Source organism: Taklimakanibacter deserti (assembly GCA_003574785.1).
The window spans coordinates 194632-218399 of sequence record QORU01000005.1; the positions used below are offsets into that span (position 1 = coordinate 194632).

A 23768-nucleotide genomic window follows, 5' to 3' on the forward strand; every position below is an offset into this window, starting at 1 on the left:
ATTCCACCCGTTGGAGTGAGCACACAATGGCCGGCAAATCATCGAAGAAATCGGCGAAGGTCGCAAAGAAGACGGTCGCCAAGAAGGCCGCCGCGAAGGCAGTTAAACCGTGCAAAGCCTTGCCGAAGTCTCCATCCGGCGTCGTCCTTCTCTCAGGCGGCAATCCTCAGATCGCGAAGGCCTATGGCGATGCGCCTGTGCAGGCCTATATCGCGGCCATGCCGGGCTGGAAAAGCGACGTCGGCCGCCGCCTCGACGCGCTCATCACGCGTGCCGTCCCTCATGTCTACAAAGCGGTCAAATGGAACTCGCCGCTCTATGGCATAGAAGGCGAGGGCTGGTTCCTCGGCGTCCACTGCTTCAACAAATACGTCAAGCTGGCCTTCTTCCGCGGCGCGGCGCTCAATCCCGTCCCTCCCGGCGCATCCAAGCAGAAGGAGGTGCGCTATCTCGACATCCACGAGGACGATGAGATCGACGAAGCCCAGCTTGCCCGCTGGGTGAAGCAAGCCAGCCAAATGCCCGGCGAAAAAATGTGACCCGAGGGAAGCTTTGCCCGTTTCCGTTGGACGGAAAGCAGCTTTTATTTCAATAGGTTATGAGAACTGGTGGAGCAGAGGGGGATCGAACCCCTGACCTCGGCATTGCGAACGCCGCGCTCTCCCAACTGAGCTACTGCCCCTCGCTGAGACGGCGCTGTGTAGGGGCTCCCATGGCCCCCTGTCAAGCTTTGGCCGCCTTGCGCCGGGCCCCCCGGACCTCTAAATCTCAGGCCCGATCCCCCACCAGAGGCGCGCATGTTCTCCATCCTCAACCTGATCGACCTCATTCTCAACATCTACACCTGGATCATCATCGCCGTGGTGATCATGAGCTGGCTCATCGGCTTCAACATCATCAACGGCCACAACGACATCGTCCGCCAGATCCGCTATGCGCTCTACCGGATCACCGAGCCGGTGCTGGGCCCCATCCGCCGCATCCTTCCCGATCTCGGCGGCATCGACATCTCGCCCCTCATCGCCCTCATCGCCATCTGGTTCCTCCGCAGCCTGCTGTGGGAATATGGGCCGCGGCTCTTCGTGTGAGCGGGCTTCCCTTCAAGCCCGATGACGGAGGCGGCCTTCTCTTCATTCGCGTCACGCCGAAATCCGCGCGAGGCCAGATCGCCGGCCTTCATACCGGCGCCGACGGCAAACTGTCGCTCCAGGTCAAAGTCAGGGCGCAACCGGAAAAGGGCAAGGCCAATGAAGCCGCTATCGAGCTTCTGGCCGAGGCTCTGGGCCTGCCCAAGCGGTCCTTCGCCATCGCCGCCGGCGCGACCGACCGCCTGAAGACGGTCAGGATCGCCGGAGACCCCGTCACCATCCGCCAGAAACTCAACGATATCATCCAGGACCAGAGCTCATGACCGCAAAGATCATCGATGGAAAAGCCTATGCCGAGGGCTTGCGCGCCCGCATCGCCAATGCGGTGAAAGAGCTCGAAGCCAAGCACGGGCTGAAGCCCGGCCTCGCCGTGGTGCTGGTCGGCGAGGATCCGGCGAGCAAGGTCTATGTCGCCAACAAGGCGAAGCAGACGGTCGAGGTCGGCATGAATTCCTGGGAGCACCGGCTCGATGCCTCGACCTCGGAGAAGGAGCTCCTCGCTCTGGTCGACAAGCTCAACAAGGACCCGGCCGTGCATGGCATATTGGTGCAACTGCCGCTGCCCAAGCAGATCGATTCGTCCAAGGTGCTGAGCGCCCTCGACCCCGCCAAGGATGTCGATGGCTTCCATGTGGTGAATGTCGGCAAGCTGTCGACCGGCCAGGATGCGCTCGTCGCCTGCACGCCGGTCGGCTCCGTCATGCTCGCCAAGGATGCGCTGGGTAAGAAGCTCGAAGGCCTCGAGGCCGTGGTCATCGGCCGCTCCAACATCGTCGGCAAGCCGGTGGCGCAGCTCCTCCTCGCCGAGAACTGCACCGTCACCATCGCTCATTCGAGGACCAAGGACCTGCCCCAAGTCGTTCGTCGCGCCGATCTCGTCATCGCCGCCGTCGGGCGCCCCGAGATGGTAAAGGGCGACTGGATCAAGCCCGGCGCCTGCGTCATCGATGTCGGCATCAACCGCATCGAGCGCGACGGCAAGGCGAAGCTCGTCGGCGACTGCGACTATGCCTCTTGCGCCGCGGTGGCGGGATCGATCACGCCGGTGCCGGGCGGCGTCGGCCCGATGACCATCGCCTGCCTCTTGCACAACACGGTGCGCGCCGCCTGCGCGCAGAAATCGCTGCCTGTTCCTGAAATGTGAGGGTGTGTCGGCGGAGCGCTATGCTTTCGCCTGTCTCGCCCGCTCGATCGCTTCGAGGATCATGTTCTCGGCCGCGGCCGCGTCGCCCCAGCCCTTCACCTTGACCCATTTGCCGGTCTCGAGATCCTTGTAGTGCTCGAAGAAATGCTGGATCTGATGCCGCGTGATCTCCGGCAGGTCAGTATAGTTGTGCACATTCTCATAGCGGCGCGTGAGCTTCGGCACCGGCACCGCGACGATCTTCTCATCACCGCCCGCCTCGTCCTGCATGAAGAGCACGCCGACCGGCCTGACCGACATCACCGCGCCCGGCACGATGCCCCGCTGATTGGCGATCAACACGTCGCAGGGATCGCCGTCGAGCGACAGCGTGTGCGGGATGAAGCCGTAATTGCCCGGATAGCGCATCGACGTATAGAGGAAGCGGTCGACGACCAGCGTGCCCGCCGCCTTGTCCATCTCATATTTGATCGGCTCGCCGCCCACCGGAACTTCGACGATGACATTGACTTCCTTCGGTGGATTCTTGCCGATCGATATGGCATCAATACGCATGAAGGGGATACTCCGTGAAAAGAACAATGACCCTACATGGCATGAAAAGGCTTGTCTTTCCAATAATCTTGAGCCTGGCACCGCTTTCCGCAGCGGCCGATGAGGCGACCAGCGTCTATAGCGATCTCGATCTCAAGAAATGCCTTAAACTCGCGCTCTTCGAGGATGAGGGCGAAGGCGGCGAATGGTCGTGCCCCGGCATCAAGGACCATGAGGTGCGCGTCTGGGAGGGCGATCTCAGGAGCTTCGTCGGCTTCGGCAAGATGGCGCCGGCACAATGCGCCTCGATGCAGACCTTTGGCGCGTTCAACTCGCTGGGCCCGCGCGTCGAATGGCGTATGAGCGCGGGCAAGCCTTTCGCCACCATCTTGCGCTGGTTCACCACGCAGAACACCGACGGCGGCAATCCCGTGAAGCAGAACTGGCTCGTCGTCACCAAGGTCTCCGACAAAGAGGCCTGCCACATCGCCTATATCGACACGAAATATGCGGAAGCGAATGACGTGGCGCGCCAGCGCGCCGACGAGGAGGCGGCGACCTTCAATTGCGCCAAGGACATGCCGGAAGTCTTCTCATCATTGGGCGGCATCGCCACCGACTATGCCAGCGGCATCCCCTGCCCCGGCGGGCCGTACCGGGAAGAGTAATCACCTAGTCGTCGCTCAATTTAAATCGAATTTGGCTTTTGCGGCGATGACCGCAAAAGTCACGCACACGGAAATATGTTGCAACAGCGCAGAAGTGCGATAGATTTCGGGACTATCGTTTATCATTTTATGTGAGGGCATGCCGATGTTGAGCTATGTCCCAGTAGGCAATAAGCGAGCTTGCATTCTCATGGCTTCGGCGCTGTCGTTGAACGTGCCCGCTTATGCGGCCGACGTCGGCAGCACCGATTTGGAATGCCGCGTACTGTTCAGAGTCGCTTGCGCACCGGATTTCTGCAGCCAAAAATCGCCGACGGGCGGCGTTGTCGGCAGCGACATTACCTTCAAATATCAAGCCTCCGACCAGTCTGTGAAAGTCTGCATCGAGAACCTCTGCTCCATGGGAACGATGACCAGCGATCAGCAACAGGCTGGCTCGGATATCCGCGTCCTGACCGGTTCGATTGAATGGCAATGGTTCGACCGCAAAGACTCGGACATGCGCGTAATCGCCACTGGCGGCCTCGGACATTCGGGTCCGAGCTTTCTCGGCACAGTTGTTTCGCATGGCGAGGTCGATGACATCAACACGATAGGTGGGGATTGCCGATAGCGGGCCGTTGAGCAACGGCGATCGCGAGGAGCGAGAGTATTTCACCTCCGCTTGGTGTCACCGAGCGTCTCGCGCAAGGCCCGCCGCAGCCCATGGATCTGGTCGAGCAGATTGAGGATCACGTCGATCCCTTCGTCATTGACGCCGATATCGTGCTTGAGATCGCAGATGAGATTGCAACGCGCCGTGTCGACTTCCGATAGAGGCTCTCCGACCTGGCTCTCCTCGATCGATATCCAACCGGCGGCGGCCCATGTGCGCAGCATCTCTTCATCATAGCGGGCAGTGACGAAAACGGTGGTTTTCTTGACCATGATCACACCTCCATCGTCCGGCGCGGATCATAGGCTTTGGCCTTGCTCCAGCGCGCGATGAATTCCTCGAGCTCGGGATCGGGCTTGTCGGGCAGCACCACTTTCAGCGTCACATATTGATCGCCATGGCCGCCATTGGCTTTCGCGACGCCTTTGCCCCTGAGCCTGAGTGTGGTCCCGCTATTGGCGCCCTTGGGCACGCTCAGCATGACGGCGCCTGAGGGCGTCGGCGCCTTGACCTTGCCGCCCAGCACCGCCTCGGCGAGCGAGATCGGCAATTCCAGATGGATGTCGTCGTCCTTGCGGGTGAATTGCGGATGCGGGCGCACCTCGATCTCGATCAGGGCGTCGCCGGGCTCGCCGCCATTATAGCCGGGCCGGCCCTTGCCCTTGAGCCGCAAGACCTGCCCGTCACGCGTGCCGGGCGGGATGGTGACGGTGATCTCCGAGCCGTCGGGCAGCGCCAGCTGCGGCTTGGCCCCATTGACGGCGCTGAGGAAGTCGACCGCGAGGTGATAGCGCACATCGCCGCCGCGCATCTTCATATTGGCGCCGCGCCTCCCGAAGATCTCGGACAGGATGTCGGCGTCGTTGAGATCGGCATAGCCGGAATCGGAGGTGAACGGGCCCGTCTCGCCGCGATCGGCGAAATCGCGGTAATAGCGGCGCTGCGGCTTCTCCGCTCCTTGCGCGTCGATCTCGCCGGCATCAAAGCGCGCGCGCTTCTCGTTGTCTCCCAGGAGATCATAGGCCGCCGTGACATCCTTGAACTTCTCCTCAGCACTCTTATCACCGGGATTGAGGTCGGGATGGAGCTTCTTGGCGAGCTGGCGATAGGCTTTCTGGACTTCCTCCGCCGAAGCGGTCTTGGAAACACCCAGAGTTTCGTAAGGATCGGTCATGCCGGGAAGTCTAGCCGCCTTCCGGCAGACCGACAAGAATTCCTACCTTCACCACTAACGGATTGGCGGTTGCGGTTCCGGCGCAACGCCGCATATTTCGCGCGAACAGGTCGGAAGATCCGGCGCCGCGATCAGGGTTTCGTTGCCTTGGGTTGCCGCCGACCCGCCCGTCTGGCACTTGCCGGCGAAAAGATCCCGGTTGGGAAAGGGTGTGGTGTAACCGTCGGTCAGCGTCTGAAGAAAGGCCACGATCTGATCCTCTTCCTCACCGGTCAGTCCGAGATTGCCGATCGTCTTGTCGACATTATTGGGTACCTCGGGCATCGGCCAGCAATCGACCCGCTCCGTCTTTCCGGCCGGGCAGTTACCCGAGGTGACGGGGTAGGCGTGAAGATCGCGCGTGTTGTAGAAATGAACCAGCTGCTTCAGGCTTTTGATGTAGCCGTTGTGAAAGAATCCCTTTTGGAAATAGGGGACGGGCTTGCCGTCTGCGTCGATCTGACCCGCTTCGGTCGTCGGGCACTGCGACGGCGTCAAGGCAGCATTGCGCGCGGAAACCACTTGCATGGCCCCGTCGAACTGCGGTGCCAGACTGGTCCAATCCGCATTGGGATTGGTGCCGTTGACGCTTCTGAGAAAGTTGCCCATGCCCAAATCCCTGAAGCCGAAACCCGAAGGGTTGGGCGTGAACCCGTGCGAGTCCGCCACCGTCTCGTAGTAGGAAGGCACCCTCGGATTGAGCGGCAAGCCGATGTTGGCATAGGTAAAGTCGGTGAACAGCGGAGCAGCATCGGCCGCAGCACCCGTATCTGCAGTGCCATCGGCCAGAAGGGTCGAGGCGCCGTCAAGATGGCAGGAGTTGCAGTTGCCCTTGCCGCGAAAAAGCTTGTAGCCGGCCATTTCCTGCGTCGTCAGAGCATAGTTCCCGGCGAGATAGGCGTCGAACTTGGATGAAAAGGCGATGACATTGGGCGAGCTTTGATAGAGAGAGATCGATTGACCCCAGTGAGCGTACGCCGTGTCCGACCTGGTCCGTTCCCCCGGACGGAGCGGCAGCGGTGTCGCGCTGTTGCCGAATTCCGAGGCGCCCGCGGGCGTCGAGCAGATCTTTTCCGTCTCCGCCGGCCATTCGATATCGAGCGACCCTGCCCCCCAGACGTCTTCGAATAGAGGCCGATATTGCGCCTCAGAGAGGCGGTAAGTGATGCAAGCCGTGTCGGCGAAGCCCATCTCTCCCGCGCTGACCGGAGGGTCCATGGCTTGCTCGGCATTGGGGTTCTGCAACTGATACCCGGTGGCCCGGCCGTCCCAGAAGTTCCCGCCATAGAAGTCCTGTTGCGCCTGGTCGTAGTACAGCACCGGGAATCTCGATGCGTAGCTGTAACGCATCGGCGTCCGTACGGCGGCGCGAAAATGCGCCGACCCGGGATAGGCGGCCATGGTGAGATTGACGGATGGGATGGGGCCGCCGAACCCGGTATAGGGCATGTGACAGGAGGCGCAGGCCTGGTTTCTGTTGACCGAAATGGTCTCGTCGTAGTTCATCAGCTCGCCGAGAAGGCTGGTCGCCGCATAGCCTCTGTCGGCGATGCTCGGCGGATTTCCCTGCCGCGTAAGCGGACCCAGGTCCTTCCATTCCTTGAGGACTCGATCAAAGGCCTTCCGGACTTCGTCCCGAACCCTTGCCGTTTCAGCAGCGACATCCGCCGGCAAGATGCCGGGAGGATATGGATTGTAAGGCTCGGACGCCTGATCTTGCGATGCCGCGCGCGATACCGCCAGCAGGCCCATGCCGGCGACGACCGTGAAGGCGATCGCCGCGCTCCGTTTCGAATGCGTTTCCCCCGACATTGGCCGCCTCATTTCGGTTTGATCTTGCGCACCTCGATCGCCGCCATCATGCCTTTGTCTTCGTGCTGAAGGATGTGGCAGTGATAGACGAATGTACCGATCTGCTCCTGCCGGTTCAGCGCAATCCTCACCTTGATGGCCTGACCCGCGAGGACCGGATAATTGTCCTCGAGGACGTTCGGGATCGGTGTGAAGTCACTGCTGGCGCCGCGCACTTCCAGCACTTCGAACCGCGTCTGGTGAATGTGGAAATTGTGAGCTTCGCTCGACGCGTTGACCACCCACCATTCCTCGACCGAGGGATAGGGGACGCAGGTGTCGAGCGCGCCGTCGAAACACTTGCCGCGATAGGCCTGCGGCGCCTCTTTGAACGACCGGGAATATTTGTCGCCAACGGCCTGGTCGAACGCCGACAGAACCGCCTTGAATGACGAGTCGTCTGTCACTTTGGTGACGACGCTGCCGATGATCTGGAACGTCTGATTGGCCGTGCAGCCACGTGGTGGCGTGAAGCCGGGGCGGGATCTTTCGCTGGCTGGAACCCCAGGTATATCGAAGGCGACCATGCGAACCTCGCCCTGCGCAAGGCGCGGACAATCGGCATCGCCGGACGTCGCATTCAGAGTTTTGAGGTCGATTGCCGCACTGCCGTCCGTCACGAGCGCGAAACCGGAATCCTTGTCGGAATCGGGAAGCGTGTCGGCGAACACCACCTCGGCAAGGTTGATCGCGGGCCACGTGTCACCGTCGCCCGGCGTCGCCCCGGTGTCGAAACCGATCGTCCGGAAGATTGCCCGCTTCGCTTTTCCCGCAGCACCCGGATGGCGGACCAGCACCTCGATGCGCGCGCTGGGCATGACCAGGAGCTTTTCCTGGATCAGCGGTTTCTGGCCGGCCGCGCGTCCGATCGCCACGCCGTCATTGGCGATGATCTGGAACGGCAGCAGCGTTTCCTTGCCGTTATCGGCGATTTCGACCAGCTCGAGCTGATAGGTGGCGTTGGCACCGAGATTGCCAATCCGCCAGAGCTGCCCGACACCCTCTTTCACCTCGATGGTCGGGTAGATCTGACCGTTGACGGGGAAGACCCAGGCGTTGTTATCGTCCTTGAAACAGACGCCATTTTCCTTTCTGGCCGAATCGCCGCAGTTGCCGGCGTCGTATTTGTCGTTGATCTGCCACTCCTTGGCGCCGGGCTGGCGCGTGACCTGCGTGTCCTTGAGCATCAGGAGCTTTTCTTCGATCTCCCCTTCTTTCACCTCATGAGCGATGTAGTCGGAAGGCTGGCCGACGGTCAGGAATCCCGCCATGCCGCCGATGATCTGCGGCCCGGAAACCCCGTGCGGGTGGGGGTGGTACCAGAAGAGGCCCTTGGGATGATCCTTCGGAACATCGATCAGATATTCTGCCGTCTTTTCGAAATTTCGCATGGGAACGGCGTTCGACGACGAATGCGCCGAGTGGTCTTGGGCCTCGGCACCTTGGGCGTAGACAAGGGCGTAGACATTGTCACCCAGCTTTTCCGTCGGCGCGCCCGGCGCGTTGCTCGGCGAAACAATCAGGCCATGGCTATGAAGATTGGTGCGGAACCCGGCAGTACCGCTCAAGCTGTTGTCAAAGGCGATCGAAATCTTGTCGCCGGGATCGACGCTCCACACCTCAGGCGTGTAGCTGTCGTTATAGAGATACGCATCCGTGACCAGGAAGTCGCCGATCTGCGCCGGTCCGCGCGCCGCCTTGAGCGAGACTTCGAGAATATCATGACGACCATCAGCCGGCGGAGCCTTGCAGTTCGGCGACATCTTCGGGGGCGCGCCGCCATAATCGGCATCGACGCTTGAGCAAGACGGCTTTGTCAGGTCACTAAGCGGCTCGCCGAAAACCGGCGATTCCGCGAGAAGCACAAGGCTTGCCGCCCCGGCGGCGACAGCAAGAATTTCATGGTAAATGCGCATCCGTCCCCCGCTACTTGTTGGTATGTCTCCAAAGCCACCCCGGCGATCCGAGCTGACGAGCCTGCACCTTGGCTGCCTCCTTCAGGCTCACCCTTGACGCAGCTCCCAAAGTTTCCTTGATGCTGGATACGAAGGCCGCAATCGGCCGAGCCATTGCCCCCTAACGAACACGTGCCGCGATTGCATGAGTGTCCCCCTACGTCATCCAGATTTTACCTTATGACAGGTTGGAGCATTTGCGCAACTTCAATTCCAAAACGGGAACTTCCGGTGACGGCCGCGCGCTGGCGAAGGCCGAGACAGGCCCCAAGCTGGGACACCCTAGGGCGCCTTGCCGGTCAAGGCCTGAAGCGCGGCGGAATCAATCACGCGGAGCACGAGTCTTGACCCGTGGACGCCGAGCGTAGCAATTACCTCAGCATCTCTTGGCGAGTTCCGCCGGGCAAAAGCACGGAAAGGCGCTCAACAATTCATTGTTGTAGCTGCCTGTTAAGAAATTATGTCGCGCGGCCCACAGGGCGTCGCGGGCGCTTGCTCCGCTCGCGGCGTCGGACGCCTAAATCACGCCGCGCTCTCGGCTTCCTTGGCCCGGCTGGCGCGCTTTCTCTCATGCGGATCGAGCAGCGTCTTGCGCAGGCGGATCGATTGCGGCGTCACCTCGACAAGCTCGTCCTCGCCGACATAGGCGAGCGCCTTTTCGAGCGTCATGCGGATCGGCGGCGTCAGCAGCACCGCATCGTCCTTGCCGGCGGCGCGGACATTGGTGAGCTTCTTGCCCTTGAGCACATTGAGCTCGAGGTCGTTGCCGCGCGTGTGCTCGCCGATGATCATGCCGGCATAGACCTTGGTGCCCGGATCAATGAACATGGGGCCCCTGTCCTGCAGGTTGAAGATCGCATAGGCGACCGCCTCGCCATCGCCATTGGAGATGAGGGCGCCGGTATGGCGGCCGGGGATCTCGCCGACATGCGGCGCATAGGAATGGAAGATGCGATTCATGATGGCGGTGCCGCGGCTGTCCGACAGGAGCTCCGACTGGTAGCCGATGAGACCCCTGGTGGGCGCATGGAAGACGATGCGCTGGCGCCCGGTGCCCGAGGGCCGCATGTCCTTCATCTCGGCGCGCCGCTCCGACAGTTTCTGCACCACGATGCCGGTGTAATTCTCATCGACGTCGACGGTTACTTCCTCGATCGGCTCGAGCCTCTGGCCCGTCGCCTCGTCGGTGCGGAACACCACGCGCGGCCGGCCCACGGTGAGCTCGAAGCCCTCGCGGCGCATCGTCTCGATCAGGATGCCGAGCTGCAACTCGCCGCGCCCCGCCACTTCGAAGGCATCGGTCTCGGTTGCCGAAGCGCTGACGCGCAGGGCGACATTGCCTTCCGCCTCGCGGAAGAGGCGCTCGCGGATGACGCGGCTCTGCACCTTGTCGCCTTCCTTGCCGGCGAGCGGCCCGTCATTGATGCGGAAGGCCATGGTGAGCGTCGGCGGATCGATCGGCTGCGCGGCGATGGGCTCGCTCAAGGCGGGATCGGTGATCGTGTCGGCGACCGTCGCCTGGGTGAGACCCGCTATGGCGACGATGTCGCCGGCTTGAACTTCGTCAACGGGTTGGCGTTCGAGGCCGCGGAAGGCCAGCACTTTCGAGATGCGGCCTTGCTCGACGAGCTTGCCGTCGCGCGCCAGCGCCTTGACCGGCTGGTTCGCCTTGACGCTGCCGGAGCGCACCCGCCCGGTGAGCACGCGGCCGAGGAACGGATTGGCCTCGATCGTCGTCACCAGCATGCGGAAGGGTCCCTCCTCGACGACCGGCGGCGCCACATGACGCACCACCATGTCGAACAAGGGCGCCATCGACTCCTGCGGGCCTTCCGGCTTCTCGGCCATCCAGCCCTGCTTGGCGGAACCGTAGAGGATGGGGAAGTCGAGCTGCTCGTCGCTCGCATCGAGTGCTGCGAAGAGGTCGAACACCTCGTTGACCACCTCGACATGGCGCTGGTCGGGCCGGTCGATCTTGTTGATGGCGACGATCGGCTTCAGGCCGATCTTGAGCGCCTTCTGCAGCACGAATTTCGTCTGCGGCATCGGACCTTCGGCGGCATCGACCAGGAGCACCGCGCCGTCGACCATATTGAGGATGCGCTCGACCTCGCCGCCGAAATCGGCATGGCCCGGCGTATCGACGATATTGATGCGCGTGTCCTTCCACACGAGCGACGTCACCTTGGCGAGGATGGTGATGCCGCGCTCGCGCTCGAGGTCGTTCGAATCCATGGCGCGCTCGGCGACCTTCTGGTTGTCGCGGAAGGCGCCGGACTGGGCGAGCAGCCGGTCGATCATGGTGGTCTTGCCATGGTCGACATGGGCGATGATGGCGATGTTGCGCAGGTTCATGATGCGCTGAGTCTTTCTCGAAAACGGATTCAAGGAACAATAAGAGCGGGACAAAGGTGTGACGGTTTCCCGCCCCACATTCCCGCTCTGGTTTCGGGCGGGGCCTTAGCACGGTCCAGGGGCAAAGGCGAGCCCTGTAATTCCTTAGCCTTTACAATGGCATATAACCCGTGAACCAGAGCCAGAGGGCGGCGGCGAGGAGGCTTGCCAGCGTCATCGGTATGCCGGAGCGGGCGAAATCGGCGAAGCTCAGCCGGGCGCCCGAGGCCGCGGCCCTTTCGGCGACGATGATGTTGCACAAGGAGCCGGTGAGCAAGAGGTTGCCGGCGAAGGTCGAGAGCAGCGCCAGGCCCGACAGGACGCCATCGGGAAGGTCGGGCAGAAGTTTCAATATCAGGATGACCGCCGGCACGTTGCCGATGGTGTTGGAGGAAGCGAGCGTCAGCGGCAGCATGACCGAAAGGCTCTGCGGCAGGAAGCCCGCCTGGGCCAGTCCCTGCAATCCTTCCTGCGCCAGACCGGTCTCGGCGAAGGCGGCGGTGACGCCGAAGAGGCAGGTGAAGAGCAGAAGCAGATGCCAGTCGACGGCGCCGATCATCTCGCGGGACGAGAGCCGCCGCGAGAGCAAAAGGACGCCCGCCACCGCGAGCGCGCCGAGCTCGCGCGGCAAGGGGGTGAGGAACAGCACGATCAGCGCCGCTATGGCGATGAGCCCTTTCGCGGTCTGGAAACGGTCGAGGGTCACGGGCTCGGATGGCGTATCGGAGCTCGATGCCGTGAGCGATGTCTTCCAGGTCAGGACGACGGCGCCATAGACGAAAGCGAGCGACAGGATCACCGGCGGTGCGGCGATGGCGATATAGCGCCAGAAATCGAGGCCGCCCGCCTGCCCGATCAGGATGTTCTGCGGATTGCCGATGAGGGTCAGAGCCGAGCCGGCATTGGCAGCGCCCGCCAGCGCCACGAGATATGGCCGTGGATCGAGCTTCTGCCTGAGGAGGCCTGAGCAGATGAGCGGCGTGAAGGCGAAAGCGATCACGTCATTGGTGAGGATGGCCGAAAGGACCCCCGTCACCACGATGAGAAGGGCGAGCAGGGTTTTGGGATTGCGCGCCGCATGGGTCACGCGTTCCGCCACGAAACCGTAGAAGCCCGATTGCTCGAACTGGGCGGAAAGGATCATCAGCGCGAAGAGCAGCGCGATCGTCGGCATGTCGACGGCGCGGCCCGCCGCATCGAGCGTGAGATCACCCGAAGCCAGGAGCACGATGAGGCCGAGCAGCGCCACGCCGGTGCGGTCGACGGCGAGGCCCGGCACCCGGCCGAGCGCCATGCCGACATAGACGAGGATGAAGACGATGACGGCGAGGGTGGTCACGGTGAGACGATTGCGAAGGAAGAAAGAGCGGGTGTATCACGCCTTCCTCCGCCCGCAAACACAACTCCGTCACCCCGGGCCTATTGAATTCTTGCCACCCGAGCAGCGCCGCCCAGATTGTGGATCACGGCAGCAAACTACCCCATCCGCTCGGGATCGAGCGTCACTTTGTAGAGCTCCTTGTCGTCGCGATCCATGAGCCGGACGCTCATCTGCTCGGTCTTGTCGTCGATATCGACGATGCCGAAGAACTGGAGGCCCGCCGAGGGCGGCAGGTTCTGGCCCTGCTCTTTCGTCGGCGCTTTCACGAATTTGAGGTCGGGCCCGAAGGTCATGTCGAGATCGCCGGGTCCGAAAGTGCCGGCATGGATGGGGCCTGAGACGAACTCCCAGAAGGGGACGAAATCCTGGAACTGCGCCTTGTCCGGCGTGTAGTAATGCGCCGCGGTGTAATGCACATCCGCCGTCAGCCACACCACATTCTGGATGTTCGACACCTTGATGAACCGCAAGAGATCGGCGATCTCGAGTTCGCGGCCCGAGGCCTTCCCCTGGTCGCCATTGGCGATGGCTTCGGCCCCCTTCTTCTCCTTGGCATTGTCCCACACGATGATGCCGATCGGCATGTCGGAGGCGATCACCTTCCAGGTCGCCTTGGAGTTGCCGAGCTCGCGCTTCAGCCAGCGCGTCTGGGCTTCGCCGAGGATGCGCGATTGCGGCGTCATCTCGGTTTCGAGCGCCGGGCCGTTCGGCCCGCGATAGCTCCTGAGATCGAGGAAGAAGATGTCGAGCAACGGCCCGTAGGAGACCTTGCGATAGACGCGGCCCGGCTCTTCCGGGACATAGCGGATCGGCGTCATCTCATGGAAGGCGCGGCCGGCCCGCGCCGAGAGCACGCCGATCGACTTCTCGGTGTAGCGATCGTCCTTGCTCAGATCTTTGGCCGCCGACCAGTTGTTGGTCACTTCGTGATCGTCCCATTGGAAATAGGTCGGCACCTTGGCGTTGAAGGCTTTCAGGTTTTCGTCATGCAGATTGTATTTCCAGCGCCCGCGATATTCATCGAGCGTCTCGGCGACCTTCTCGACGCCTTCCGCCACGGTGTTCTTCCATACCCCGCCGCCGGTGATCTCGGCTTCGGCCTTGATCGGCCCGTCGCTATAGACGGTGTCGCCCGAATGGATGAAGAAATCCGGATTGTGCTTCAACATGGTGGCATAGGTCTTCATGCCGCCGTCTTGCGTGTTGATGCCCCAGCCCTGGCCTGCCGTGTCGCCCGACCAGACGAAACGGACGGCGCGGCGGCTCGAGGGCGCGGTGCGGAACTGGCCGGTGACCGGCTCGCTCACCGCATTGACGTCGGCGAGATCGGCGAAGCTCACGCGATAGAAGATCGTCTGGTCGGGCGCGAGATCGCTCAGCAGCAGCTTTGCCGCAAGATCCGAATCCGGCAGCGCGGTGACGGCGGGAAGCCGCGTGGCATTGATGAAGCTTTCGGTGGTCGCCACCTCGACCTGGAGCCTGGCGGGCCGGTCGCTCCGCGCCCAGATCATGCCCGACGTCGCGTCGATATCGCCCGCTTGCAGGCCGTGGCTCACTTGCGGCCGCGCCGCGGCGCGCACGATGGCCGGCATGGCAAGGCCGCCCGACAGAGCGAGCGCGCCCGTGGCTGACGAGACGAGAAATTTGCGGCGGTTGACGGTCATGCGCATGGGAGGGGCCTCCTGTCTTCTGGATGGGGGAGGCGAAACCCTGTCCGACTCGTGTCACAAAGCGATGACACGCCGGATGGGTCCGCAACCGGTTGCGCCGATCATTTGATTGCGCAATAAACGCTGCTGGGGTTCAGCTCGCATTCCTGCTATCGGGTTTTTCGGGCCGTGTTCAGACTTCTGCAGTGCATTGCACTGGCCGTGCTCCTGTCGACCACGCTCGCCGCCACCGCGGCCGAGCCCAAACGGGTTATGCTGCTTTTCTCCTTCGGCAGAGAATTCAAGCCGTGGAGCGAATATGGCAAGGCCATCCGCGCCGAACTGGATCAACGCTCCCAATGGCCGCTGGACATCACGGAACATTCCCTTGTAACCGCGCGATTCGGCGATAGCGACACGGAGCCCGCCTTCGTCGAGTATCTACGTTCCCTCTATGCCAGGAACCCGCCAGACCTGATCGTGAGCATAGGAGCGCCGGCGGCCGGTTTCGTCCAGCAGCACCGGCAAAAGCTGTTCCCCGCAGCTCCCATGGTTCTGACCGCCATCGATCAGCGTCGCGTCCAGTTCTCGACACTGACCTCGAAAGACGCCGTCGTTGCCGTGCATATCGACTATTTAGCGGCAATGGAAAACATCCTGCACGTGCTGCCGGATACGAAGAACGTGATAGTGGTTGTCGGCACGTCTCCCATTGAGCAGTTCTGGCGCCGGGAGATTGCCAAGGAAATACAACCCCTCGAAGGCCGGATCGCCGTCTCATGGACCGACACCCTGTCCTTCGCGGACATTCTGAAGCAGGCCGCGGCACTTCCTCCGCATTCGGCGATCTTCTGGGAACTGATGCTGGTCGACGCGGCGGGTGTCGTGCATGAAGGCGGCACGGCGCTGGCAAGCCTCCATTCTGTCGCCAGCGCCCCTATTTTTTCTTATGACGAATCCTTCTTCGGGCGCGAGATCGTCGGCGGTCCGCTTCTATCCATAGCCGAGACAAGCCGCCAGGCCGCCGCCATCGGCGTTCGCATCCTGGCCGGCGAGAGGCCGGCCGACATGGATATAAAGCCCGTCGGATTTGCGGCTCCGATGTTCGACTGGAGAGAACTGCAGCGCTGGGGCATCAGCGAGAGCCGCCTCCCGCCGGGAAGCACGATATATTTTCGCGATCCCACCTTGTGGGAACGCTACCGGCTGCAAATCACGGCGGTCTCGGTCATCATTCTTCTGCAGACTGGCCTGATTTTCTGGCTGCTCTATGAGCAGAGACAACGCAGCCGCTCGGAGGCGGATGCGCGCGAGCTGAGCCGGCGCCTTATCAACGCGCAGGAGGAAGAGCGTGCCCGCCTGGCGCGCGAATTGCACGATGACGTGACCCAGCGATTGGCAGCCCTTGCGATCAACGCTGCCCGCCATGAGCGCGAGACGGCAGGCTCCACCGGGGACGCCACGCAATCCGTGCATCACGGACTGGTCCGGCTCAGCGAGGATGTGCATGCTCTGTCCTACAGGCTCCACCCTTCGATTCTCAGAGACCTCGGCCTGGTCGAGGCATTGAAGTCGGAGTGCGACAACTACGCGCAATCTCTCCCTCACCTGGAGTTCAACGCTCCCGATACTCCCGAGAATATTCCACAGGACATTGCGTTGTGCATCTATCGCGTCGCTCAGGAGAGTCTACGCAATGTCGCACGCCACTCCGGCGCAAGTCGGACCGAGGTTGACCTGCGAAATCCCGACGGCGGACTGCAACTCACCGTTCGCGACAATGGCGCCGGCTTCGACACCGGGAAGCGCCGCGCGGGCATGAGCCTCGGGCTTGCCAGCATGAGACAGAGGGTCATTTCGCTTGGCGGCAGACTGGACATTGAAAGCAGCCCGGGTCAGGGCACCACGGTTCAGGCCTGGATACCCTTGAGAGATAGAGTTGCTGAAGCAGTGCCTGCCGAGGAGGCGGGCAGGTAGCCTGGGCCCCCCACCAGGTCTTATCGGCCATCATATCCGTAACGTTGCGCCTCTTCGCTGAGCCAGCTGGTGAGTATGGTGTATCCCGCGGCCATCGCGATCGGACCGATGAATATGCCGACGAAGCCGATGGTCAATATGCCGCCGATCACGCCGATGAATATGATCCAGAGCGGAACGTCGGCGCCACGGCCGATCAGCAGGGGTTTGATGACGTTGTCGAGCACGTTGATGATGATGCCAAGCACGGCAGTGAACAGCGCCCAGCCGGATTCGCCTTGATATGAAAGCCACAGGGCGGCCGGTATCCATACCAGCCACGTGCCGATCTGAAGCATCGAAGTGCCGAAGCTCAGGACCCCGAGCGCCAGCGCCAGCGGAATCCCAGCAATGGCGAAACCGATCCCCGACAGCGCCCCCTGGATAAGAGCTGTCCCGATCACCCCTTGCGCAACATTGCGCACGGTACGAACGGCAAGCTTGAGCAAATTCTGGCCCGATACCCCGGCCAGGCGATGGGCGATCCGCTCGAACGCGGCCGTCGTGCCGGATTCGCTGACGAGAAAAATTCCGGCGAGGATGATGGAAATCAGTATCTGCAGGACGGAAAGGCCCAGTGACGCTCCCTCAGCGGCAAGCCACTGGAATGCCGGACCGACAAAAGGCTTCACATTGGTCAGCAGCGCTTGTGAATTGCTGCTCAGCGCAGCCCATTTCTCGCTGATCTTCGGTCCGAACAAGGGTAAATCGCCGACCCACGCCGGTGGTGGCGGCAGATTCAGTTCCGTCCAGTTGTTCGTTATCCTCGAAATTCCGTCTATGGCACGCTCGATCGAACCAGGCAGAAGGGATAGCGGAACGACAAGGAGTGCCAGGAGCACCAATACCAGCAGCGCTGCCGCCCACTTTGGGCGGTTTCCAAGCGCGCGGGCGATCATCCGATGCAACGGCGCCAGCGTGATCGCGATCAGTGCTCCCCAGACAATCACGCCGAGGAGCGGTCGCGCGATCCAGAAACAGCCGAAGACAATGATGCCGATCGCCAGGAGTCCAACCGTGCGCTCGGCCCAAAAGCTTAGCGATGCAGGTGCGTCCGCTGACATGATGTTTCTCCAGTCCCCGACATTTATGATTCACACGCAAGGCGCAAGCCCTTGGGCTTGCTCCTCTTAGGTCCCGGATGCCGCACGGCGCATGAACTCGGCCCGCGCATCCTCGAGGTCGTCAAAGACCATTGTAGAGCCGAGCCTCGCCAATGTCCCCGACCGCTCGAGGAGCGCCCGCGGCTCGTTGTGAAGCTCGGCGATGCCGAAGGCGATGTCGCGCGCGGCAAGCAGGGCCTGAACCTCATCGAGCAACGCCGCTGCCGTGCTGTCGATCTGCACGATGGCGCTGGCATCGAGGATCAGCCATTGGGTGCCTGGCGGCAGAGCCGCGGCGATCGCTTCGAAGCGGCTCTTTGCAAAGTCCACGTTGAAGAAGAGCAGACTGCCCTGGAAGATACAGATCGCCATGCCGGGAATCGGCTTGGCATCCGGATGGCGGTGAAGCTTGAAGAATCCGTCGCGCCCGGCGATGCGGCCCAGCATGGCGTCGCGAGGCCTGAGGCCCTTGATGAGGAGGTAGAGCAGCGTGGCGGCCACCGCGATGATCACCCCTTGAAGAACCCCAAGCACGATTGCGCCGGACATGCCGATCAGGGCGAAGACAAACTCGATCCGGCTGACCCGCCACAATTCGGTAAACGCCCTGATGTCGATCAGGCTGATCGCCGCGGATACGAGAATGGCCCCGAGCGCCGCTCTGGGCAGGACCTGCAAGGCGTCGGTGAGGAAAAGCACGGCGATCGCGAGCGTAAGGGCGGCGACTATGCCCGCGACCTGCGATTTGCCGCCCATGGACACATTGATGGCGGTACGCGAATCCGACGCCGTTACCGGAATTCCGCCAAAAAGTCCGGCGCCGATATTGGCCGCTCCGAAGCCGATGAGCTCGCGATTGGCATCGACAGGCTCCTTGACCATGGTGCCGAAGCTTCGCGCCGTCACGATCCCTGCCCCGAAGCTTACGAGCAGAACGGCGCTTGCTCCGAGTATCAGATCGGTGAGCGATATGCCGGATGGAATGGGCAACATCGGCGTGGGCAGTTGCGATGGGATGTTTCCGACAACCGCAATCCCGAGGGCCTGGAGATCAAGTCCCATGGACAGGGCGATCGCAAGGACAATCGCGACCAGCGGGCCCGGAATAGCGGGCAGCCATGCGGAGAGGAGGCGCAGCAAAATAAACAGCCCGAGGCCGAGCATGAGCGTCGGCCAGTTGATGAGGTCTGACTTGCCTAGAAGCTCGACGATCGGTCGGATGAGACCTTCGCTTTCGATTTTGACTCCGGTGAACCGGCCGATCTGGCCGATGATGATGGACAGCGAAATGCCCGCCATGAATCCGAGGAGAATCGGTCGGGAAAGAAAATTGGCGACGAAGCCCAGTCGCAGCCAGCTCCCCAGCACGCAAAGCACGCCGACGATCGCGGCGATTGCCGCCGCGATGGTAACACCCTCGCCAGCCGACGCCGGCGCAAGCGAAAGAAGGACGGCGGCAAGCACGATCATGGTCCCGGCATCGGGCCCGACGATCAGGAAACGGGACGGGCCGAACAGCGCATAGGCGACGAGCGGCACGATGCTCGAATAGATGCCCATTTCGGGCGGCAGGCCGGCGATTGCCGGATATGCGATGGCACTCGGCAGGCCCACGGCGGCGATGGCGAGGCCCGCCGTCAAGTCATGGCGCAACCATTCGGCCCGATAACCGCGGAACTTCGCCAAGGGCGATAAGCGGGCATCACCTGCCGTCATGGGCGCCAAGACTCCCGGTCTTCGTCTTCGCTGCGGCATGAACGACGGTCCGTCCTGATGGTCGGCAATGTCCGCACCATCAGAATTTCTCGGCAACCCAGCGGCGCTTCACCATCGTCACCTCATCGTCATAGGCACGCTTGTCCGAACGCTTGGGAAGCTTGACCTTGTCACGGCGCACCCGCTTATAGGGGATGCGCGACAGGAGATCGGTGATGCAATTGAGTCGCGCCCGCCGCTTGTCGTCGGAGCGCACGATGTGCCATGGCGAGACCTCGGTGTCGGTGGCGTCCAGCATCTTGTCACGGGCAAGCGAATAATCATACCAGCGTTCGCGCGACGGCAGGTCCATGTTCGACAGTTTCCATTGCCGCATGGGGTCTTCGATGCGCTGCTCGAAGCGCCGCTTTTGCTCGGCGCTGCTCACTTCCAACCAGTATTTGATCAGTATGATGCCGTCATCGATGAGCTGTCTCTCGACCGCGGTCACCAGCCGGAGAAATTTGTCGCGTTGCTCTTCGGTGCAGAAGCCCATCACAACTTCGACGCCGGCGCGATTATACCAGCTGCGATCGAAGATGACGACTTCACCACCGGCGGGAAAACGGTGGAGGTATCTTTGTATATATAGCTGGCTCTTCTCACGTTCCGATGGCGCCGGAAGTGCCACCACGTTGAACACGCGCGGACTGACGCGCTCGGTGAGGGCGCGGATCAATCCACCCTTGCCGGCGGCATCGCGGCCTTCGAAGATGACGACGATGCGCTGCTTGCTTTCCTTGACCCATTCCTGGAGGTAGACCAGTTCGGTCTGTAGCTTCCTGAGCTCCGCCATATAGTCCTTGCGAGAAAGCTCCGCCTTGCCTTCGGCCTCTTCGTTCTTGGCGTTCTTGCCGTTCTTTGCGTTCTTGGCGTTCTTGCCGTTTTTGGTACTGACTTTCTGTTCCATGGTCTCCTCCTGTTACGCTGAACTCCAGGATGTCATCGTCATCGGATGGTCTCACGCGCCGGCGGGGCTCGTTCCCGGCGAAGGGCTACGAGGCTGAGAGCGCCGATCGTATAGGCGGTGGCGAGCAATATCTTGAGGATACGAGGCGCGAACGCCTCTTCCGAGCCCATCGGAAGGGGTGAAACGCCAAGGCCGAGGATTAGGAGGAACGTCGCAAACGCAATCGCATAGACTGGGGCGCTGTCGCCGCGCCGCGCGAACCTGCCGCCGAACCAGAGACTCGCGGCGAGCACCACGAGCGTGAAGAACACAAGACTGTTATTGGCCAGGACGACAAATTGGTAAGCGAGCACGCCCAATGCGCCGCCCAGGACGTTGCCGACCAGCAATGCCAGGGCGACGCGGCTTCTGCGAACCGGTTCGACCTCGCGCAGCAGATTGAGGACGATGATGAGAATGACGATGTTGTTGATGTTCCCGCCGATGATGAAGGCGACGAGAATAGGCATCAGGATGATCATGTCGATAAGCGCGCCCCGAGCGGCGCTGGTCGGGGGAAGGTCGGCTGGGTTGACCGGCGGCGCGGCTGGTGGAAGCGAATGCGCTGGCGCCGGAAAGACGAGATGGGCGATCCAGACGGTGACAAGGGCGGCGATGCTTCCCCACAACAGGGCATTGGAGAAGGTTTGCGCGAGATCGAACGATATCGTGGATATCACCGGAACGCAGCAGAAGGCGATCTGGATGAGGAGCATGACGACGCCCGGTGCGCCGCTTCTTCGGCCATAGAAGGTCCAGAAGATCACGAGTCCGACAATAATGAGCAGGACTCCTGGCTTGCCGGCAAACATCGCCGACACCGCTAGCGCCAGCGTTGTCGCGATGAAGATGGTCAAGGGTATGGCGACACCCTGGCGGATGGCGGGAGCATTCGGCATGGCGGCCAGGACCTGGATGGCCAGCATCGGCGCCAGGAAGCTGAATTCCCATTTGTAGAGTTCGGCAATCGCGAAGGCCATGGTGGCCGCAAACGCCATCCTGAAGGCAAGCTGGACGGCCACGGGATCTGGCGGAGCGTACTTCACGTCAGCCCAGATAGCTGAGATAGGCTATCAGCACGATCCACAGCCGGCCGATCGCATCTGTTATAGAGCTTTGTCCGGTATAGACGACGACATTCGCCTGCGACCCGAGGCGGATCCCCTTTGGACGGCTCTCCGGCTCGAATTGAATCCTGACAGCGAAGCGCTGCGCATCGCGTATCCAGCCGGTGTTCTCCTTGAATGTCGGCAGGCCCGTCACCGGATCGACGTCACGGCTGTTGACGCCCCAGCCTATGCTCTCGACCGTGCCCCGAAAGATGCGGCCCGGCCGAATGTCGAGGACGATGTCGGCCAGATCACCGACTTTCATGTTCTCGAGATTGTTCTCGCGAAACTCGCAGTCGATCCAGATCGCTTCTGCGTCGATGAATGTCAGCACCGCCTGGCCGGCGGCCGCGAACTGGCCCGGTGCCAGCTGCAGATTGGTCACCACGCCGTCGGAGGGCGCCCGCAAGGTTGTATCGACGAGATTGCGTACCGCCGTTCTGAGCGCCGCCTCGGCCTGGCGGATCTGCGGATTGTCGGCGCCTTGCGGCCCCAGATTCTGTCGCGCCTGTTCGACGTCGGCCTTGGCCCGGTCGACGTCGGCGATGGCGGCATCGAGACCGGCCGTTGCCTGATCCGCTCTCGCCTTGGAGTAGACGCCCTTCTTGACCATTTCGAATATGCGCGCGGTCTGCTCCTGCGTATTGGTGAGCTTTGCTTCCGCCTCGGCAAGCCGCGCTTCGGCCGATGCCAGCGCGGCGGTCGAGGCGCCGACGGACAGGCCGGCGGCGGCAAGCTGCGCCTTCGCCGATTCGACGGCGATCTCATAGCGTTCGCGGTCGATCTCGAAGAGGATGTCACCCGCTCTGGCGATCTGGTTGTCGACGACATTCACTTTCTCGACGCGGCCATTCACATCGGGCGCCATGCGCACGACATAGGCCTGTACCCGCGCCTGGTCGGTATAGGGGGTCAGCCGGTCGGCGATGATGCTATAGGTGAAAAGCGCCGCGCAGAGCAGAAGGACAATGAGTGTTGCCCGGCGGACGGGATTTGCCGGCGCCTTGGTCTTTGCCGGTGCCGGCGGCGCCTCGGCCTCGAACGTCCTCTCAGCCCTGTTTCGCATCGGCCCTCCGCTTCACTGTGACGCCCGCTTCTCGACCAGTCCGAGATCGGTTCCCGCCCAAATACTGGTCTAACCCCATTTGAGCGTGATGCCCACGTCGCCAGGCACGCCGTCCGGAAACTCGACGATCTGGGCGTAGAGCTTGTATCCGAGCGGTTGCAGCTTCCTCTTCCAGAACTCGAAGATCTCCTTGGGCACGCCGGTAAGGGTCGTCTCCCAGCCGCGCTCCTGCTGGTTGATGGCACGGCCGCGATCCGTGCACAATGTGTTCGGGAAGCGGTAGACCTGCACCTCGGTGAGCCCGTTGCTGACGGCGCGCTGGATGATGACCGCCACGCGCTCCATCGCCTGCTCGTCGGAGACGCCCGAAGGCCCCTGCAACTTGTCGATCAGGGCCTTTTTCTCTGCCGCGATGGCTGCCTCACGCCGCATGGCCTCGTTGGCCCTTTCGGCCTCCGCCTGCGCCACCTTCTCCATCACTTGCTTTGCGGTTGGCAGGGCGGTCGACGGCTTGTCGGTTTTATTTGCCATGTTTGATTCCTCCTGAGCTACGGACTCGTGTATTGGGGGCGAAACTGGATCTCATTGGGGCGCCCTATCCTCACCGGCTTCAGGCAGCTCGAACGGCCTTTTCGAGAGGACGGTATCGATCGTGGCAAGCAGCTCGGTCGCGATCGCCCGCTTGACGACAAACCCGTCCGCGCCTGCCTTCAGGACAGACAGGCTTACGCTCGGCTGGTCATGAAGACTGACGATGACGATCTTCATTCGTGGAAACCGGCTGCGCAGGCGGCGCACCAGCTCGAGCGCATTGCCGCGCGACAGCGCGAGGTCGACGACGGCCAAATTACTCTGCATTCGATCCGCAGCCTCCAGCAACGAAGCTTCATCGGCCACCATGACGACCGCATCGAACTTTGTCGCCAGCAGACCCCGGACGCCCTCGCTCATCCCGTGATGAGAGTCGGCCAACAAGACGCAGCGCGTTTCAGATCCATTCATAGACTTAAGCATTCGAAGAAGTGCCTGACGGTCCGACTCTACAGTCGGGGCGGTCGCGCGAGACCTAGTAAGTTTGCGAGGTGGCGGGATGAAATATTACTAGCGGAGGATGAGTTTGGTCGGCCTCACAACCCTCACCCTGAAGCGCCAGCCGAATTCGGACGAACCCCGCTCAA

The 23768-nt window shown here is 62.1% G+C and carries 22 protein-coding genes and 1 tRNA gene; 7 read left to right on the top strand and 16 right to left on the bottom strand.

Annotated elements, in window-relative coordinates; all coding sequences use genetic code 11:
• The first annotated feature begins 26 nt into the window (after window positions 1-26).
• Window positions 27-539, top strand: a complete 513-nt coding sequence (locus tag DS839_RS11955; RefSeq protein ID WP_119270558.1) for a DUF1801 domain-containing protein — start codon at window positions 27-29, stop codon at window positions 537-539.
• A gap of 67 nt (window positions 540-606) precedes the next feature.
• Here the strand turns inward: DS839_RS11955 and DS839_RS11960 are convergent.
• Window positions 607-682, bottom strand: a tRNA-Ala gene (locus tag DS839_RS11960).
• A gap of 115 nt (window positions 683-797) precedes the next feature.
• Between DS839_RS11960 and DS839_RS11965 the strand changes: the two genes are divergently transcribed.
• Genes DS839_RS11965 through folD form a run of 3 tightly spaced genes read left to right on the top strand, consistent with a single transcriptional unit; the run spans window position 798 to window position 2292 of the window.
• A complete protein-coding gene (locus tag DS839_RS11965) occupies window positions 798-1088 on the top strand; it encodes a YggT family protein (RefSeq protein WP_119270559.1) in 291 nt (96 codons plus the stop codon).
• A complete protein-coding gene (locus tag DS839_RS11970; protein ID WP_162918466.1) occupies window positions 1085-1411 on the top strand; it encodes a DUF167 family protein in 327 nt (108 codons plus the stop codon). The genes DS839_RS11965 and DS839_RS11970 overlap by 4 nt, the downstream gene beginning before the upstream one ends.
• Window positions 1408-2292 (top strand): bifunctional methylenetetrahydrofolate dehydrogenase/methenyltetrahydrofolate cyclohydrolase FolD, encoded by an 885-nt coding sequence (folD, locus tag DS839_RS11975; protein ID WP_119270560.1) that lies wholly within the window; start codon window positions 1408-1410, stop codon window positions 2290-2292. Before DS839_RS11970 ends, folD begins: the two co-directional genes overlap by 4 nt.
• An 18-nt stretch (window positions 2293-2310) precedes the next feature.
• Here folD and ppa read toward each other — a convergent pair whose 3' ends face one another.
• Window positions 2311-2847: an inorganic diphosphatase gene (ppa, locus tag DS839_RS11980; RefSeq protein ID WP_119270561.1), complete on the bottom strand. Its 537-nt coding sequence runs from the start codon at window positions 2845-2847 to the stop codon at window positions 2311-2313.
• Window positions 2848-2888: 41 nt separating this feature from the next.
• Here ppa and DS839_RS11985 point away from each other — a divergent pair, with 41 nt between their 5' ends.
• Both DS839_RS11985 and DS839_RS11990 read left to right on the top strand, forming a co-directional pair.
• Entirely contained in the window at window positions 2889-3494 is a 606-nt protein-coding gene (locus DS839_RS11985; RefSeq protein ID WP_119270562.1) for a hypothetical protein, read from the top strand.
• A gap of 190 nt (window positions 3495-3684) precedes the next feature.
• Window positions 3685-4107, top strand: a complete 423-nt coding sequence (locus DS839_RS11990) for a hypothetical protein (RefSeq protein ID WP_119270563.1) — start codon at window positions 3685-3687, stop codon at window positions 4105-4107.
• A 41-nt stretch (window positions 4108-4148) separates the two neighbouring features.
• Here the strand turns inward: DS839_RS11990 and DS839_RS11995 are convergent, their stop codons facing one another.
• From DS839_RS11995 to DS839_RS12025, 7 genes are all read right to left on the bottom strand, one after another.
• Complete coding sequence (locus tag DS839_RS11995) at window positions 4149-4421, bottom strand: chaperone modulator CbpM (protein ID WP_368911545.1); 273 nt, start codon at window positions 4419-4421, stop codon at window positions 4149-4151.
• A 2-nt stretch (window positions 4422-4423) separates the two neighbouring features.
• On the bottom strand, window positions 4424-5323 hold the full coding sequence (locus DS839_RS12000; protein ID WP_119270564.1) for a DnaJ C-terminal domain-containing protein: 900 nt from the start codon (window positions 5321-5323) through the stop codon (window positions 4424-4426).
• 54 nt (window positions 5324-5377) lie between these two features.
• Window positions 5378-7114: a cytochrome-c peroxidase gene (locus DS839_RS12005; RefSeq protein WP_162918467.1), complete on the bottom strand. Its 1737-nt coding sequence runs from the start codon at window positions 7112-7114 to the stop codon at window positions 5378-5380.
• 68 nt (window positions 7115-7182) lie between these two features.
• Window positions 7183-9129, bottom strand: coding sequence for a multicopper oxidase family protein (locus tag DS839_RS12010; RefSeq protein WP_119270566.1), 1947 nt, complete (start codon window positions 9127-9129; stop codon window positions 7183-7185).
• A 561-nt stretch (window positions 9130-9690) separates the two neighbouring features.
• Entirely contained in the window at window positions 9691-11523 is a 1833-nt protein-coding gene (typA, locus tag DS839_RS12015) for a translational GTPase TypA (RefSeq protein WP_119270805.1), read from the bottom strand.
• A 151-nt stretch (window positions 11524-11674) separates the two neighbouring features.
• Window positions 11675-12901 (bottom strand): SLC13 family permease, encoded by a 1227-nt coding sequence (locus DS839_RS12020; protein WP_119270567.1) that lies wholly within the window; start codon window positions 12899-12901, stop codon window positions 11675-11677.
• A 137-nt stretch (window positions 12902-13038) separates the two neighbouring features.
• Entirely contained in the window at window positions 13039-14613 is a 1575-nt protein-coding gene (locus DS839_RS12025) for an alkaline phosphatase D family protein (RefSeq protein WP_119270568.1), read from the bottom strand.
• A 168-nt stretch (window positions 14614-14781) separates the two neighbouring features.
• Between DS839_RS12025 and DS839_RS12030 the strand changes: the two genes are divergently transcribed.
• Window positions 14782-16569, top strand: a complete 1788-nt coding sequence (locus tag DS839_RS12030) for a sensor histidine kinase (protein ID WP_119270569.1) — start codon at window positions 14782-14784, stop codon at window positions 16567-16569.
• Window positions 16570-16589: 20 nt separating this feature from the next.
• Here the strand turns inward: DS839_RS12030 and DS839_RS12035 are convergent, their stop codons facing one another.
• The 7 genes from DS839_RS12035 to DS839_RS12065 all read right to left on the bottom strand — a co-directional run bounded on the left by DS839_RS12035 (window position 16590) and on the right by DS839_RS12065 (window position 23604).
• Window positions 16590-17672, bottom strand: a complete 1083-nt coding sequence (locus DS839_RS12035; RefSeq protein ID WP_119270570.1) for an AI-2E family transporter — start codon at window positions 17670-17672, stop codon at window positions 16590-16592.
• A 66-nt stretch (window positions 17673-17738) separates the two neighbouring features.
• The gene (locus DS839_RS12040; RefSeq protein ID WP_119270571.1) at window positions 17739-19427 is read right to left on the bottom strand and encodes a SulP family inorganic anion transporter; all 1689 of its coding nucleotides are present in this window, start codon (window positions 19425-19427) and stop codon (window positions 17739-17741) included.
• A 79-nt stretch (window positions 19428-19506) separates the two neighbouring features.
• On the bottom strand, window positions 19507-20376 hold the full coding sequence (gene ppk2, locus DS839_RS12045; RefSeq protein ID WP_119270572.1) for a polyphosphate kinase 2: 870 nt from the start codon (window positions 20374-20376) through the stop codon (window positions 19507-19509).
• A 38-nt stretch (window positions 20377-20414) separates the two neighbouring features.
• A complete protein-coding gene (locus DS839_RS12050; RefSeq protein ID WP_368911588.1) occupies window positions 20415-21413 on the bottom strand; it encodes a DUF2955 domain-containing protein in 999 nt (332 codons plus the stop codon).
• Between the two features lie 49 nt (window positions 21414-21462).
• Entirely contained in the window at window positions 21463-22590 is a 1128-nt protein-coding gene (locus tag DS839_RS12055) for an HlyD family secretion protein (protein ID WP_119270574.1), read from the bottom strand.
• Window positions 22591-22659: 69 nt separating this feature from the next.
• Window positions 22660-23121, bottom strand: coding sequence for a hypothetical protein (locus DS839_RS12060; protein WP_119270575.1), 462 nt, complete (start codon window positions 23119-23121; stop codon window positions 22660-22662).
• 51 nt (window positions 23122-23172) lie between these two features.
• On the bottom strand, window positions 23173-23604 hold the full coding sequence (locus DS839_RS12065; protein ID WP_119270576.1) for a response regulator: 432 nt from the start codon (window positions 23602-23604) through the stop codon (window positions 23173-23175).
• Window positions 23605-23768 lie beyond the last annotated feature (164 nt).

Coding starts and splice junctions, on each gene's coding strand:
- DS839_RS11955 (WP_119270558.1), top strand. CDS start 27: ATGGCCGGCAAATCATCGAAGAAATCGGCGAAGGTCGCAAAGAAGACG.
- DS839_RS11965 (WP_119270559.1), top strand. CDS start 798: ATGTTCTCCATCCTCAACCTGATCGACCTCATTCTCAACATCTACACC.
- folD (WP_119270560.1), top strand. CDS start 1,408: ATGACCGCAAAGATCATCGATGGAAAAGCCTATGCCGAGGGCTTGCGC.
- ppa (WP_119270561.1), bottom strand. CDS start 2,847: ATGCGTATTGATGCCATATCGATCGGCAAGAATCCACCGAAGGAAGTC.
- DS839_RS11985 (WP_119270562.1), top strand. CDS start 2,889: ATGAAAAGGCTTGTCTTTCCAATAATCTTGAGCCTGGCACCGCTTTCC.
- DS839_RS11990 (WP_119270563.1), top strand. CDS start 3,685: ATGGCTTCGGCGCTGTCGTTGAACGTGCCCGCTTATGCGGCCGACGTC.
- DS839_RS11995 (WP_368911545.1), bottom strand. CDS start 4,421: ATGGTCAAGAAAACCACCGTTTTCGTCACTGCCCGCTATGATGAAGAG.
- DS839_RS12000 (WP_119270564.1), bottom strand. CDS start 5,323: ATGACCGATCCTTACGAAACTCTGGGTGTTTCCAAGACCGCTTCGGCG.
- DS839_RS12005 (WP_162918467.1), bottom strand. CDS start 7,114: ATGGGCCTGCTGGCGGTATCGCGCGCGGCATCGCAAGATCAGGCGTCC.
- DS839_RS12010 (WP_119270566.1), bottom strand. CDS start 9,129: ATGCGCATTTACCATGAAATTCTTGCTGTCGCCGCCGGGGCGGCAAGC.
- typA (WP_119270805.1), bottom strand. CDS start 11,523: ATGAACCTGCGCAACATCGCCATCATCGCCCATGTCGACCATGGCAAG.
- DS839_RS12025 (WP_119270568.1), bottom strand. CDS start 14,613: ATGCGCATGACCGTCAACCGCCGCAAATTTCTCGTCTCGTCAGCCACG.
- DS839_RS12035 (WP_119270570.1), bottom strand. CDS start 17,672: ATGTCAGCGGACGCACCTGCATCGCTAAGCTTTTGGGCCGAGCGCACG.
- DS839_RS12040 (WP_119270571.1), bottom strand. CDS start 19,427: ATGACGGCAGGTGATGCCCGCTTATCGCCCTTGGCGAAGTTCCGCGGT.
- ppk2 (WP_119270572.1), bottom strand. CDS start 20,376: ATGGAACAGAAAGTCAGTACCAAAAACGGCAAGAACGCCAAGAACGCA.
- DS839_RS12050 (WP_368911588.1), bottom strand. CDS start 21,413: ATGGCGTTTGCGGCCACCATGGCCTTCGCGATTGCCGAACTCTACAAA.
- DS839_RS12055 (WP_119270574.1), bottom strand. CDS start 22,590: ATGCGAAACAGGGCTGAGAGGACGTTCGAGGCCGAGGCGCCGCCGGCA.
- DS839_RS12060 (WP_119270575.1), bottom strand. CDS start 23,121: ATGGCAAATAAAACCGACAAGCCGTCGACCGCCCTGCCAACCGCAAAG.
- DS839_RS12065 (WP_119270576.1), bottom strand. CDS start 23,604: ATGCTTAAGTCTATGAATGGATCTGAAACGCGCTGCGTCTTGTTGGCC.